At 73.9% G+C, this 12,739-nt stretch carries 12 protein-coding genes and 1 pseudogene; 6 read left to right on the forward strand and 7 right to left on the reverse strand.

Annotation, left to right across the window (positions count from 1 at the left end; all coding sequences use genetic code 11):
* Positions 1–128 precede the first annotated feature (128 nt).
* A complete protein-coding gene (locus ABZ919_RS37440; RefSeq protein ID WP_361257420.1) occupies positions 129–707 on the forward strand; it encodes a PAS domain-containing protein in 579 nt (192 codons plus the stop codon).
* 138 nt (positions 708–845) lie between these two features.
* Here the strand turns inward: ABZ919_RS37440 and ABZ919_RS37445 are convergent.
* Positions 846–1,019: pseudogene (locus ABZ919_RS37445) on the reverse strand (DUF3626 domain-containing protein); the annotation flags it as partial.
* A 147-nt stretch (positions 1,020–1,166) separates the two neighbouring features.
* Between ABZ919_RS37445 and ABZ919_RS37450 the strand changes: the two are divergent.
* Complete coding sequence (locus tag ABZ919_RS37450) at positions 1,167–1,661, forward strand: FBP domain-containing protein (RefSeq protein ID WP_361257423.1); 495 nt, start codon at positions 1,167–1,169, stop codon at positions 1,659–1,661.
* Here ABZ919_RS37450 and ABZ919_RS37455 read toward each other — a convergent pair.
* Positions 1,639–1,875 (reverse strand): zinc-binding dehydrogenase, encoded by a 237-nt coding sequence (locus ABZ919_RS37455; RefSeq protein ID WP_361257426.1) that lies wholly within the window; start codon positions 1,873–1,875, stop codon positions 1,639–1,641. The genes ABZ919_RS37450 and ABZ919_RS37455 overlap by 23 nt on opposite strands.
* Before the next feature lie 549 nt (positions 1,876–2,424).
* Between ABZ919_RS37455 and ABZ919_RS37460 the strand changes: the two genes are divergently transcribed.
* The 3 genes from ABZ919_RS37460 to ABZ919_RS37470 all read left to right on the forward strand — a co-directional run bounded on the left by ABZ919_RS37460 (position 2,425) and on the right by ABZ919_RS37470 (position 6,189).
* A complete protein-coding gene (locus ABZ919_RS37460) occupies positions 2,425–3,678 on the forward strand; it encodes an aromatic acid exporter family protein (RefSeq protein WP_361257429.1) in 1,254 nt (417 codons plus the stop codon).
* 71 nt (positions 3,679–3,749) lie between these two features.
* Positions 3,750–4,832, forward strand: coding sequence for a hypothetical protein (locus ABZ919_RS37465; RefSeq protein WP_361257432.1), 1,083 nt, complete (start codon positions 3,750–3,752; stop codon positions 4,830–4,832).
* A 124-nt stretch (positions 4,833–4,956) separates the two neighbouring features.
* The gene (locus ABZ919_RS37470; protein WP_361257435.1) at positions 4,957–6,189 is read left to right on the forward strand and encodes a lactonase family protein; all 1,233 of its coding nucleotides are present in this window, start codon (positions 4,957–4,959) and stop codon (positions 6,187–6,189) included.
* On the opposite strand, the gene ABZ919_RS37475 is transcribed toward ABZ919_RS37470, so the two are convergent.
* Together ABZ919_RS37475 and ABZ919_RS37480 are read right to left on the reverse strand one after the other, a co-directional pair.
* Positions 6,157–6,882 (reverse strand): DUF2470 domain-containing protein, encoded by a 726-nt coding sequence (locus tag ABZ919_RS37475; RefSeq protein ID WP_361257439.1) that lies wholly within the window; start codon positions 6,880–6,882, stop codon positions 6,157–6,159. The genes ABZ919_RS37470 and ABZ919_RS37475 overlap by 33 nt on opposite strands.
* Positions 6,883–6,974: 92 nt before the next feature.
* Positions 6,975–7,580 (reverse strand): TetR/AcrR family transcriptional regulator, encoded by a 606-nt coding sequence (locus ABZ919_RS37480; protein ID WP_361257442.1) that lies wholly within the window; start codon positions 7,578–7,580, stop codon positions 6,975–6,977.
* 133 nt (positions 7,581–7,713) lie between these two features.
* On the opposite strand from ABZ919_RS37480, the gene ABZ919_RS37485 reads away from it, so the two are divergent.
* Complete coding sequence (locus tag ABZ919_RS37485; protein ID WP_361257445.1) at positions 7,714–9,270, forward strand: cytochrome P450; 1,557 nt, start codon at positions 7,714–7,716, stop codon at positions 9,268–9,270.
* Here ABZ919_RS37485 and ABZ919_RS37490 read toward each other — a convergent pair.
* The 3 genes from ABZ919_RS37490 to ABZ919_RS37500 all read right to left on the reverse strand — a co-directional run bounded on the left by ABZ919_RS37490 (position 9,232) and on the right by ABZ919_RS37500 (position 12,679).
* Positions 9,232–10,092 (reverse strand): pentapeptide repeat-containing protein, encoded by an 861-nt coding sequence (locus tag ABZ919_RS37490; RefSeq protein WP_361257448.1) that lies wholly within the window; start codon positions 10,090–10,092, stop codon positions 9,232–9,234. The genes ABZ919_RS37485 and ABZ919_RS37490 overlap by 39 nt on opposite strands.
* A gap of 127 nt (positions 10,093–10,219) precedes the next feature.
* Positions 10,220–11,521, reverse strand: coding sequence for an alpha/beta fold hydrolase (locus ABZ919_RS37495; RefSeq protein WP_361257451.1), 1,302 nt, complete (start codon positions 11,519–11,521; stop codon positions 10,220–10,222).
* Between the two features lie 132 nt (positions 11,522–11,653).
* A complete protein-coding gene (locus ABZ919_RS37500; protein WP_361257454.1) occupies positions 11,654–12,679 on the reverse strand; it encodes a LacI family DNA-binding transcriptional regulator in 1,026 nt (341 codons plus the stop codon).
* Between the last annotated feature and the right edge of the window lie 60 nt (positions 12,680–12,739).

A 12,739-nucleotide genomic window follows, 5' to 3' on the forward strand; every position in this document is an offset into this window, starting at 1 on the left:
ACGCTCGGCTGGGAAACCCCAGCCGAGCGCCTGCATAAACTGCTCGCGGCCTGATCAACACGACCACGTGTTGCGACGACCCCTAGAAACCGCCGTGGCGCAACCGGGCCCTGCTGCTCTTCGACCGGGTGTCGGTACCGGTCGCGGTGTGCGACGTGTACGGCCTGGTGGCACTGGCCAATCCCGCGATGGCGGCCGAGTGCGGTACGACTCCCGGGCGGCTGCGCGGCCGGGACGTGCTGGACCTGTTCCGCCCGCAGGAGGCCGGCCAGGTCGAGCGGATCGCCCAGGCGCTGCGGCTGCGGCACCGCTCGCGCTACCGGGTGTCGGTACGCTGGCGGGCTCCCGGCGGGACCGAGCGGTTCGGGGAGCTGACGGCGGACCCGGTCAGCGACAGTGTGGACGAGACACCGGCGCTGCTGGTGATGCTGCGGGTGCGGGGCGAGTGCGCGCCGCCCGAGCCCGGGCCGGCGCGGGTCACGGCGGTGGAGAGCCGGGTGCTGGCCCTGCTGGCCGGCGGCGCCACCACGGCAGGCGCCGCCCGCGAACTCGGCCTCAGCAAGGACGGCGTCACCTACCACCTGCGCCGTCTGTCGGCCCGCTGGAACGCCTCGAACCGCACCGAACTGGTCGCCCGCGCGTACGCCTTGGGAGTCCTGGTTCCCGGAGCGTGGCCACCGGAGCCGAGGACGGCGCAGGCGGGCTGAGCCGTACCGGCCGTCTCGCGGGCGGCCGGGCCGGCAGGAGCCGTACGCGCGCGGGAAGCACCGGACCGAGCCGCTGGGCCCGGTCCGCTCCGCGGGTTGCTCGGGCTGCGCCTTCGCCGGATCGTGGCGCAGGCGAATTCATCGGCCCGGGCTTCCTCCGGCCGTGTCGGCGGCGAAGGGACCGCCGGAGGAGACCCGGGGCGAGTACGCCGTCCCCGCGCACTCCGGGGGGCAGAAGCGGGCCAGGGTGTGCCGGACCGTCTTCAGATCCTGGAGCTCGTACCGGCCGGTGCGGACCGCGTCTGCGACCACGGGGGTGCCGGGCCCGCCGCCCTGCGGGCACGCGGCGGCCGCTTCTGCCGGAAATCCATTGGCCCACCCCTCCCCCGGCTACTTAGGCTAGTTGCGAACCTAGACCTATTAGGTTCACGGCAACGAATCCGGAAGGACTCCCCTCCCATGAGGTCGCTCACCGAGCAGGACATCCGCAACTCGTTCATCAACTGCTCCAAGGGGGAGGCCAAGCGGCTGACGGTGCCGCGGGACCTAGGTGAACGCCCGTGGGATGACCTGGACTTCCTCGGCTGGCGGGATCCGCGGGCGCCCGACCGCAGCTACCTGGTCGCCGAACGGGACGGCCGGCCCGTCGGCGTCGCCCTGCGCTTCCAGTCCGCGCAGCGCGGATTTCTGCACCGCAGCATGTGCTCGGTGTGTCTGACCACGCATCCCGGCGGCGGGGTGACCCTCATGGCGGCGCGGAAGGCGGGGGCGGCGGGCCGCGAGGGGAACTCGGTCGGCCTGTACATGTGCACCGACCTGGCGTGTTCGCTGTACGTGCGGGGCAGGAAGGTGCCGGAGTCCGGTGCCCGGTTCGAGGAGAGCCTGACGCTGGAGGAACAGATCGCCCGCACGACGGGCAATCTGTTCGCGTTCATCGCCAGCCTGTACGCCTGACGGCCCGTGTCCGGCCGGTGAGCCGGAAGCCGGGGATCGCGATGTTCGTGGGGCAGAGGCCGCGGGTTTCGGCGGTGCTCGGTTCCAGGGCCATGCCGGCGAGGGAGACGACCCGGCCACCGTGCGCGGTCTCGTGCACGCTCCGCGCGAGTGCCCGGCCGCCCTGGGTGTCGAGCACGACATCGGCGCCGCGCCCGCCGGTCAGTCGCAGCACTTGTCAGGGCACCGCCCCGGGCCCCGTCCGACGCGAGGGCGGACGCGAACGCGCCGTACACGCGCAGCCGCGGCACCAGCTGGTCGGCGGCCGGCCGCAGACCGCGGCCCCGCACCGGTGCGAATGGCCGATTCCGGCCGGTGGCGACCGCGACGTCCCAGGCGTGCACGCCGTGCACGCCGGCGTCCGGTGCGTCCATGCCGGAGGCGAGTGGCAGCTGCAGCGGCAACGGGCTCAACGGCGCCGGCCCGGACCCGGTCCGGGCGGCCGCCGCGCGCAGGCCCCGGCGACGGCCTGCAGACCTTCTCCAGCTCGGCGACCGGATCGTCGTGCAGGGCGTCGGCCGTACCGTCCACTCGGCGCAGGGCGGCGGCCTGCCCCAGGCCTCCTCGAGAACCGCTGCGACCACCTCGCGCACCCGGCGGCTTCTTCGGCCGGTGGCCCTCCCACCGCCGGGACGGACAGTACGGCCCCTCTCCGCCTTGCGGACAGCCACCGTCCGCGATCGGGTACGTTCGTCCTGCCCGAGGAACGGGAACAGGCCAAGGGATGCACGACGTACGAAAGTGGAACTCGGGACTGCTGGGCCTGGTGAAGCGCCGCCGGGAGCCAGTGGTCGTCCAGACGCTGCGGTCGGCGACGGCGGCCACGATCGCCTATGTCATCGCGCTCCGGCTGAGCCCCGAGCCGGCGCCACTCACCGCGCCGCTGACCGCGCTGCTCGTGGTCCAGGTGACCTTCTACGCCACCCTCACCAACGGTATCCGCCGGGTGAACTCGGTGGTGGCCGGTGTGCTGGTCGCCATCGCGTTCAGTGTGCTGGTGGGACTGACCTGGTGGAGCCTCGCGCTGCTGATCGTGGCCTCGCTGGCCGTCGGGCACCTGGTGCGGGTCGACGAGTACGTGGCCGAGGTGGCGATCAGCGCCATGCTGGTCCTCGGGGTCACCACCGTCGGATTCACGGCCTGGGCGCGCATCGTGGAGACGCTGATCGGCGCGGTCGTCGGGACGGCCTGCAATCTGCTGCTCCCGCCCCCGGTGTGGGTGGACGAGGCGGGCCGCTCTATCGAGGACCAGGCGCGCCGGGTGCGGCAGTTGATGCTGCGGATGGGTGAGGAGGCCGCCGGCCGGATCCCCTGGGAGCGGGCGGCCGAGCGGCTGCACGAGGCGCGTGGACTGGATCAGCACATCGCCCGGGTGGACGCGTCGCTGCGGCAGGCCGAGGACAGTCTGCGGCTCAATCCGCGGGTCAAGGAGGGGCTGCTGCACCGGGTGGTGCTGCGCTCCGGTCTGGACACGCTGGAGATCTGCACCGTGGTCCTGCGGGTGCTGGCCCGCACCTTCACGGATCTGGCGAAGGCCCGCGGGTCGGAGGACCTGTTCCCGCCCAGGGTCGGGGCGACCGTGGAGCAGCTGCTGTCGGAGATCGCCGACGCGGTGGTCAGCTTCGCAGTCCTGGTCACCACCCATCTGAGCGAGAACGCCGAGTCGGCGGAGGCCCGCCTGTCCGCCGAGCTGCACACGGCGGCCGGCACCCGCGACCGGCTGGCCGAGCTGCTCCAGGAGGAGATCGGCAAGGACTGGGCGAACTGGCAGCTGTTCGGTGCCGTGCTGACCGAGACCACCCGGATCATCGACGAGATGAACACCGAGCACCGCACGCGCCGGCTGCTGGAGGAGCTGGACCGCGTCTCCCGCGAGCAGCGGGCGAAGCTGCCCCGGACGACCCGGCTGAGGGAGCGGATCGGCGTCCAGGACGAGCTGTGGCGGAACCGTACGGGGTTCGGCGAGCGTTCTCGCTGAGGAAGACGCCGGGCGGGGCCCGGCGTGCAAGGCGTGCCGGTGGCCGGCACGAAGGGCGAGGGGGCGAGCGGATGACCGGTTCCGGGGTGCGGATCGACGGGAACACACTGCGGTTGCCGGGCGGGGTGGCGGTGCGGTTCGTCCGCACCCTGCGGCTGCCGGAGACGGGCACGCATCCGCTGCCGCCCGGGCTGGGCGAGTTCCCGGTGCGGCGGGTGGCGGACTACGCGGACACCGTGCCGGAGGCGTGGCGGGCGCGCGGTGGCGTGATGCTGCCGGTGTATCTGCGCGAGGCGATGTGGCTGAGCTTCTCCGGCTCGCGCGAGCCGGCGGCGCTCCAGGTCGGGGTCGGCAAGGTGTGCGCGGTGTCCGGCCGGCCCTGGAGCGACCGTCTCGACCGTGATCCGCAGAACTACGTGGTGCTCCCCCGCCAGCCCTGGCTGGACGGCATCAATTCCGGCAAGGGGACGGTCCGCCAGTTCGTCGCGGTACCGCTCGGCCTCGGCGCGACGGTGGAGGGGCAGGTCACCGGAGAGGAAGTGTGGGGCGGGGTGCAGCTGCAGTCGTTCCCGCTGCGGGAACCGCTCCTCACCGAGTGGCGGCGCCGAGAGCGGGAGCGCGAGGAGGCGCGGCGCAGGGCCCTGGCCGCCGGGCCGGCGGGCGGGTACGGCGCGCCGATGATGGCGTCCGCGCCGGGCGGTCCCCCGCCGGCGATGCCCGCCGCCCCCGGCGGTGCCGTGCCGCCGGGCGCCGGCGCCGTGCCGCGGCGTGCCGCGGCCATGGGGCTGGGCGTCGGCGGCTCGATGCGCCAGGAGGTGTACCGGGACGACCGGCCCCTGAGGGACTGGTCCGAGGAGCCCGCCGGGCGCGTGTTCGTGCACCTGGTCACGCCGCCGGAGTGGCGGCGCATCACGGGTGAGGCACCGCCGCCGTCGCCGGTGGACCGGGCGGCGTACACGCGCGCCGGTCTGCCCTGGTACGAGTACTACGACGCCGATGCCGAGGACGTGGCGCCCGCGGACGCGCTGGAGGCCGTGAAGCCGGTCGGCGAGTGGCTCGGGGAGGACCTGGATCCGTGGCAGGCCCCGTCCGCCGGCCAGGTCGGCCGGCTGAAGGACGCGCCGGGCAAGCCGGTGGAGGACGGGGACTGGTAGTGCCCGGAGTGTCCGGACAGCCGGTTGCACCTGGCGCAACGCCCGTTGCCGGGCTTGCCCTCGACGGCGGGTTCGGGCCAAGGTGGCTGCCACGACCGGGGCGACCGACGACCTGAGGTGTGGGATGGACAGGCAGGCACGGGCGGCAGGCGAGGACTCCGCCCCGCCGGACCGGGGGCCCCGGGGCGGGTGGAGCCGCCGCCGGCTCCTGGGGGCCGTGGCGGGCGCGGCGGCCGTGGTGGCGGTGCCGTCCCCGGCCGCCCCGCCGGCCGGTTCCCCGGCCACGGCGGCCGGGCCTCGCGCCGTCTCCGGGCCCGGCAGGTCCCCCGGCCCCCGTCCGCTGTACGTGGGGACCTACACCTCGGTGGACGGCGGTGGCACCGGTGTCGGGCTGGCCTCCTACGACCCGGTGACCGGCCGGATCACCGGCACCGGCACGATCACCGGCGTCCCCGACCCGTCGTACCTCGCCGTGCACCCAAACGGCCGCACCCTGTACGCGGTGGACGAGCGCCAGGACGGAGGTGTGACGGCGGTACGCCTCGCCGACCGGCGGGTCCTCGGCACCCGGGACGCGGGCGGCGCGGGCCCCTGTCATCTGTCGGTGCACCCCTCAGGACGCTGGCTGCTCAGCGCCGATTACGGGTCGGGCAGCGTCGCCGTGCATCGGATCGACGCCTCGGGGGCCCTCGGCGAGCGCACCGACCTGGTCACGCACAGCTCCCCGGCGCCGGGACCCGGTCAACAGGGGCCGCACGCGCATCAGTTCCTCACCGCTCCGGACGGCGGCCATGTCCTCGCGGTCGACCTCGGCACCGACACCGTCTACAGCTACCGCCTGGATCCGGTGAAGGGCGCCCTGACCGAGGTGGCGCAGGCGCACACCCGGCCCGGTGCGGGCCCGCGCCATCTGACCTTCCATCCGGGCGGCCGGTACGCCTATCTGGCCAACGAGGTGGACGACACCGTCGCCGTGTGCGGCTACGACCCGGCATCCGGCCGGCTCGCGATCGGGGAACCGCAGTCCACGGGCTCGGGCGGCGGCACCAACTACCCGGCGCAGTTCCTGGTGACGGCGGACGGCGGGTACGCGTTCCTGGCCAACCGGGGCGACAACAGCCTGGCGCGGTACGCCATCGAGGCCGGCGGCGCCCGGCTGCGGCTGCTCGGCACGGTGCCGGTGGGCGGGGACTTCCCCCGGCAGATCGCCTTCTCGCCGGACGGCGGGCTGCTGTTCGCGGCGAACCAGCGCTCGGGCACGGTCACCGTCTTCCATGTCTTTGCGGACAGCGGTGAACTCCGGTCGGCCGACGCGCCGTTCTCCTCACCCGTCGCCGTCTGTGTGCTGCCGCTGTAGCGCACGGGGGTAGGTGGCGGCACCGGCCTGGGCCAGCAGGGCGTGCATGCGCTCGGTGAGCTGGGCGAGGTCGTCGGCGGGCGCGTGGAAGGGCAGCCGTACGTCGCCGTGGGCGCGGGTGCGCTCGATGCGCAGGGTCAGTCCGTGCCGGTCGACGGCGAGGGGCACCACGCGGGTGGCGGCGTGCAGGCTCTCCGGCCGTACCAGGCGGGTCAGCCGCTCGACGGCGTCCGGGTGGGCGCGGGCGAGATGGGTGAGCAGCCGGGCCTCGGCCCCGGCGAGCGGGTCGGGTCGGGCGTCGGCGTAGTCGTCGAGGTCGACGGCCACGGGTCCGCAGGACTGCCGCAGCACCACGCGCGCGGGCCTCAGCAGCAGGGTGCCGCGGTCGGGGACGAGCGGGCCGGAGAGGTACAGCCGGGCCCGGATCCGGCCGCGTACGGGTACGGGGGCCACGTCGGCGAACTCCAGCACGGCGGAGGGCTCCTGACGGGGGGCGCGGACGGCCGCCGTCAGCAGGGCGCTGTCGTCGGGCACCGTGAGCCGTACGGCGCCGTCGCCGGTCATGGTGTGCGCGCCGACGTACTCCTCGCGGGCGCCGTCCGCGGTCACCGCACACGACCAGGCGGCAGCCGGCACCGACCGTGCCCGCTCCGCCGCGCCGGATGCGGCCGTCCAGTCCTGCGTGTCACCCATCCAAGCCCTCCTTAGGTAAGCCTTGCCTAACTTATCGGAGATCGAGGTGCGCGCCAACCGCACCCCACCGACCGGGAGGGACCGGACGAAGATCAGGCGATGACACCCAGCAGCGCCCGCGCGCACAGGTCACGCACCTGCTCGCGGGTCAACTCGCCGTCGCGCAGCCACTCCAGGCACACGGCCGTGGTGAACGCGAGCCAGCCGCGCACCGCGAGGCGGACGGCCGGGGGACTCTCGAAGGCGGGCCCGAACTCGGGATCGACGGCGAGCGCGGCGAGGATCTGCTCCTCCTGGGCCGCCAGGGCCCGCCGGTAGACCCGGCGCACGGCCTGGTCCCCGGCGGCGTCGGCGCGATGGAAGGCGCGGAAGCCGTGCGCGTGGGCCTGGACGTACCCGAGGTAGGTGTCGAGGCCGGCGGTGAGCTGCTCGCGCGCCGGCACACCGGGGACGGCCGCCGTCATGCGCAGCATCCGCTCGCTCTCGCGCTCGACGACCGCGGCGAAGAAGTCCCGTTTGGTCGGGAAGTAGTGGTACAGCAGCCCCCGGGAGACCCCGGCGATCTCGGCGACCTGCTCGATCCGCACGTCGTCGTAGGGGTTCTCCGAGAAGAGCTTCGCGCCGACGGACAGCAGTTGCTCACGGCGCTCCTCCGTGCTGAGTCTGCGTCGCGCGCGCTCCCCCTGGTTCGCGGACATGACGTCACTCTACTTGACGCGAGTTCAACAAGGGGACCACACTGGAACGCGCTATTGAACCCACGTACAACACGCGCGTCACGGATACACGTCACAGGGTCAGCGGTCCGCTGGATCAAGGGAGATCGGCGTCATGGCGGAGACGGCGCAACAGCTGCGGACGACGGGGACGGGGCTCCCGAAAGGCTTCCGGGGCGCCGAGCAGGGCTGGCCCGAGCTGCACCGCATCCCGCATCCGCCGCGCCGGCTGCCGCTGCTCGGGGACGTACTCGGCGTGGACCGGCGCAGGCCGCTGCAGGACTCCATGCGCTTCGGGCGCGACCTGGGACCGATCTTCCGGCGGCGGGCCTTCGGCAAGGAATTCGTGTTCGTGTGGGGCGCGCGGCTGGTCGCGGACCTGGCGGACGAGTCACGGTTCGCCAAGCACGTGGGGCTCGGGGTGGCCAATCTCCGCCCCGTCGCCGGGGACGGCCTGTTCACCGCCTACAACCACGAGCCCAACTGGCAGTTGGCCCACGACGTCCTCGCGCCCGGTTTCAGCCGGGAGGCCATGGAGGGCTACCACGGGATGATGCTGGCGGTGGCCGGCCGGCTGACCGATCACTGGGACCGTGAGGCGGCGGCCGGGCGCACGGTGGACGTGCCCGGGGACATGACCAAACTGACGCTGGAGACGATCGCACGGACCGGGTTCGGGCACGACTTCGGCTCGTTCGAGCGGGCGCGGCCGCACCCGTTCGTCACCGCCATGGTCGGCACGCTCACCTACGCCCAGCGCCTCAACAGCGTGCCGGCGCCGCTGGCCCCGCTGCTGCTGCGCGCCGCGTCCCGGCGCAACGCGGCCGACATGGCCCACCTGAACCGCACGGTCGACGGCCTGGTCGCGGACCGGCAGCGCTCGGGCCGCGGGGACGGTGACCTGCTGGACCGTATGCTGGAGACGGCGCATCCGGAGACCGGCGAGCGGCTGTCGGCGCGGAACGTCCGCAACCAGGTGATCACGTTCCTGGTCGCGGGCCACGAGACCACCTCGGGTGCGCTCTCCTTCGCCCTGTACTACCTCGCCCGGCATCCCGAGATCGCGGCCCGCGCCCGCGCCGAGGTGGACCGGGTCTGGGGCGCCACCGAGCGGCCCGCCTACGACCGGGTCGCCAAGCTGCGCTACGTCCGCCGGGTGCTGGACGAGTCCCTGCGCCTGTGGCCGACCGCCCCCGCCTTCGCCCGCGAGGCCCGGCAGGACACTGTGCTCGCCGACGACCACCCGATGCGCCGGGGCGCGTGGGCCCTGGTGCTCACCCCGATGCTGCACCGCGACCCGGAGGTGTGGGGCGAGGACGCCGAGCGCTTCGACCCGGACCGCTTCGACGCCCGGGCCGTACGGGGCAGGCCGCCGCACACCTTCCAGCCGTTCGGCACCGGGGCGCGGGCCTGCATCGGCCGCCAGTTCGCCCTGCACGAGGCGACCCTGGTCCTCGGCCTGCTGCTGCGCCGCTACGACCTGGTGACCGACCCGGCCTACCGGCTGAGCGTCACCGAGCGGCTGACGGTGATGCCGGAGGGGCTGCGGCTGGGGCTGGTGCCCCGAAGGGCCGCGGGGACCTCTGCGGCCGGCGACGACGGTACGGCGGCCGAACGGCTGCCCAGGGCGGCACTACCGACCGGATGTCCAGTGCACCGGTCGGGTGACTGACGCCGGCAGCCGCGTTCCGGTGCTCCCCCGCGCCGAGTTCACCTGCGGCTGGGTGAGGAAGAACGCGCCGGTGAGGTCGGCGTCGGACAGGTCGGCGTCGCGCAGATCCGCGCCGATCATGTCCGCGTCGCGAAGGTCGGCGCCGGTGAGGTCGGCGGCGATCAGACAGGCGCCGCGCAGGCTCGCGCCGCGCAGCTGGGCGCCCCGGAGCCGGGCCCCGACGAGGTCCGCGCCCCGGCGGTCCTTCCCCGCTGCCTTCTTGCCGCCCTTGCCGCCCTTGCCGCCGCCGGCCCCCGCCCGGGCCAGCTCGCTGGTCCGCAGCAGCAGCACATTGACCTGCTGCCGGTGCGCCGCCACGTCCAGCGCGGCCAGTTCCTCGGGGCTCTGCAGGGTGAGCCGCTCGGTCTCCTCCAGCGCACTGCGCAGCTGAGGGTGGACGGGCCGGGCGGCGGGCAGGCCGAGCGCCTCGGTCAGGTACCACAGCAGCTCGTGCAGCTGCCGTACGACCGGGAAGACGTCGGACATCCGGCGGGCGCGCTCCTTCGGCCCGGTGCGCCAGTCCTGTCCGCCGAAGGTGACCTGCGAGACCTTCTGCCCGGCGCCGAAGCAGTCGTAGACCGTACAGCCGGTGAAACCCTTCTGCCGCAGGTCGGCGTGGATGCCGCAGCGGTGGTCGCCCTGCAGGTTCGGGCACGGCTTCCCGGCCGGCTTGTTCAGCGCGAAGTCGGCGGAACGTGCGAAGGGCAAAGCGACGCAGCACAGCCCGAAACAGCGCGCGCAGTCCCCGCGCAGCTCCGGAAGGCCTGCTATCTCATCTGGCATGAGTAACAGCCTAATGGGGTCCCGCATCCTGATTCGCCCAGGTCAGCGGCTGAGGACCGCGAAGGCGACCGTCCTCGGTCACGGGCGGCACCCCGGGTGCTGCGGGGGAAGAGCCCGGCCCGGCGCCTCACACCTCGTCGCGCACCAGGGCCAGCAGGCGGTCCAGCACCCGCGGGGCGCCCGCTCGGAGGCCGTCGTGTTCGAACTCGTCGGTGACCCAGGTCCGCAGGCCCCGGATCGTGCGGGCGGTCTCCAGCGAGTGCGTGGTGTCCACGTACATGTCGTCGTGGTAGACGGCCGCCACGACCGGGACCTCGTTGGCCGCGAGGCGGGCGGGGTCGTACAGGGGCTGCCAGTCGGTACGGGCGGCCAGCAGGTCGGCCGTCTCGCGCAGCGGGCGCAGCGCCGGGTCGGTCTCGAACATCCAGGGGTGGACCGTCTCTCCGGTGAAGAGGACCGGGGTGTCCCCCGCGAGCGCCTTGGCCGCGTCGAACTGCGGGAACTCGGCGCGGATCCGCTCGGCGGCCCAGGCGGTGGGACGCACGTCCTGGCCGTAGATCGTCTCGTGGACGAGGGCGTAGAGGGGGTGGCCCGCGTACGACAGCAGGGACTGGGCCTGTTCCTGGAAGGCGTCGGACAGCTCGAGGCCGCCGGGCGTGCGGACGAAGGCGTCCTCCAGGAGGTGGTGCAGGCGGTGGCTGCCGTCGCTCGTGCCGAGCATCAGGCCAAGGGACTGGAACGCCTCGACCGTGAACCGGTAGCCGTTGGGCAGGACCACGTCGTGGGTCAGGAGGTGGTCGGCGATCCGGCGGGCCCGTTCCACGTCCTGCGGGTAGCGGGCGTAGTGGGCGGCGACCTTCCGTTCGATGCGCGGGTAGGCGGCCCGGTAGACGTCGTCGGCGTGGGCGGTGAGGGAGGGCAGGCCGCCGGTGATCAGGCCCGTGTCCAGCCCCTCGGGGGCGAGGGAGAGGTAAGACACCGCACAGAAGCCGCCGAAGCTCTGGCCGAGCAGGGTCCACGGGGCGCCGCCGGTCACCTCGGGGCGGATGGCCTCGCAGTCGCGGACGATGGAGTCGGCCCGGAAGTGGGTGAGGTAGCCGGCCTGTTCGGCGGGGCCGCCGCGCAGCGGGAGCGTCTGCCGGGTGGCGGGCGTGGAGCTGCCGGTGCCGCGCTGGTCCAGGAGCAGCACGCGGTAGTCCTTCAGGGCCCGGTCCAGCCAGGCCTGACGGCCGACGAAACGATTCGCCCCGAAGCCGGGACCGCCCTGGAGATACAGCAGCCAGGGCAGCTCCTGCCCGGCCCTGTCGCTCGCGACCACCTCACGGGCGTACAGCTCGATCGTCTCGCCGTCCGGGGCGGCGTGGTCGAGGGGCACGGTGAAGCGGCGGTCGGTGAGGATGACGCCGGGCTGGCGGTAGCTGAGGCTCAACGGGTCTCCCGGGACGGATGAGTCGGACGCGTCCCAGTTCAGCACATGACCAGGGGCGGGCCGACCCCCGGGATCATGGATTGTTACTGAACTTCCGGTCAGCGCGGGGCCGAGCACCCGCTGTACGGCGGTTCAGCGTGCGACGAGGCTGGAGCGGCGCACCACCAGCTCCGGCTGGAGCACCACCCGGCGGTGCTCGTGCGTCCGCCCGCCCTCGCCCTCCTCGGTCTCCTCCAGCAGCAGTTCGGCGGCGAGGGCACCCATCGTGACGGCCGGCTGCCGAACCGAGGTGAGGGGCACGGCGGCAGCGGCGGCGAACTCGATGTCGTCGTAGCCGACGATCGCGAGGTCGTCCGGGACCGCGACGCCGGCCGCGTACATGGCCTGCAGGAGGCCGAGGGCGAGCAGGTCGTTGGCGCAGAACACGGCGGTGGGGCGGCCGGCGAGGCCGAGCAGGCGGGCGCCGGCGTCGCGGCCCGCGGCCACGTCGAGGCGCTCGGTCGGCAGCTCGCGCAGCGCCTCGGGGCCGAGCCCGGCCTCGGCCAGGGCGTTCAGGGCGCCGGTGCGGCGGTCCCGGACCTGGTTGAGGCCGGGCGGTCCGCTGACGTAGGCGATGGACCGGTGCCCGGCCTCCACCAGATGACGCACCGCGAGCGCGCCGCCGGCGACGTCGTCGACGGAGACCGAGCACTCGGTGGTGCCCTCGGCGACCCGGTCGACCAGCACGAACGGAATGTTGTGCCGGCGGAAGGCGTCGATGTTGCGGCCGGTGGCGTCGGCCGGGGTCAGCAGCACGCCCCGCACCCGCTGCTCGGCGAAGAGCGCCAGGTAGTCGGCCTCCTCGGCGGCGTTCTGCGCGCTGTTGCACACCATCACGCCGAGCCCCGCCCCGCGGGCCGCCCGCTCGGCACCGCGCGCCACGTCGACGAAGAACGGGTTGCCCATGTCGAGTACCAGCAGGCCCATGATCCGGCTGCGACCCGCGCGCAGTTGCCGCGCGGACTCGCTGCGGACGTAGCCGAGCCGGTCGATCGCGGACAGCACCCGCGCCCGGGTCTCGCCGGCGACGGTGTCCGGGCGGTTGATGACGTTCGACACCGTGCCCACCGACACTCCGGCGGCACGGGCGACGTCCTTGATACCCACCGACTGGGCCATCGGGCGAAGACCTCCAGGGGACGAGGGGCGGCGGGACGACCTTCACATTACCGTCATGAC

The sequence above is a fragment of the Streptomyces sp. NPDC046759 genome, from assembly GCF_040645475.1.
GTDB lineage: Bacteria > Actinomycetota > Actinomycetes > Streptomycetales > Streptomycetaceae > Streptomyces.

Bases quoted from the DNA above. Each gene is read 5' to 3' on its own strand.
- ABZ919_RS37460 (WP_361257429.1), top strand. From the start codon at position 2,425: ATGCACGACGTACGAAAGTGGAACTCGGGACTGCTGGGCCTGGTGAAG.
- ABZ919_RS37490 (WP_361257448.1), bottom strand. From the start codon at position 10,092: ATGCCAGATGAGATAGCAGGCCTTCCGGAGCTGCGCGGGGACTGCGCG.
- ABZ919_RS37480 (WP_361257442.1), bottom strand. From the start codon at position 7,580: ATGTCCGCGAACCAGGGGGAGCGCGCGCGACGCAGACTCAGCACGGAG.
- ABZ919_RS37475 (WP_361257439.1), bottom strand. From the start codon at position 6,882: ATGGGTGACACGCAGGACTGGACGGCCGCATCCGGCGCGGCGGAGCGG.
- ABZ919_RS37450 (WP_361257423.1), top strand. From the start codon at position 1,167: ATGAGGTCGCTCACCGAGCAGGACATCCGCAACTCGTTCATCAACTGC.
- ABZ919_RS37500 (WP_361257454.1), bottom strand. From the start codon at position 12,679: ATGGCCCAGTCGGTGGGTATCAAGGACGTCGCCCGTGCCGCCGGAGTG.
- ABZ919_RS37470 (WP_361257435.1), top strand. From the start codon at position 4,957: ATGGACAGGCAGGCACGGGCGGCAGGCGAGGACTCCGCCCCGCCGGAC.
- ABZ919_RS37485 (WP_361257445.1), top strand. From the start codon at position 7,714: ATGGCGGAGACGGCGCAACAGCTGCGGACGACGGGGACGGGGCTCCCG.
- ABZ919_RS37465 (WP_361257432.1), top strand. From the start codon at position 3,750: ATGACCGGTTCCGGGGTGCGGATCGACGGGAACACACTGCGGTTGCCG.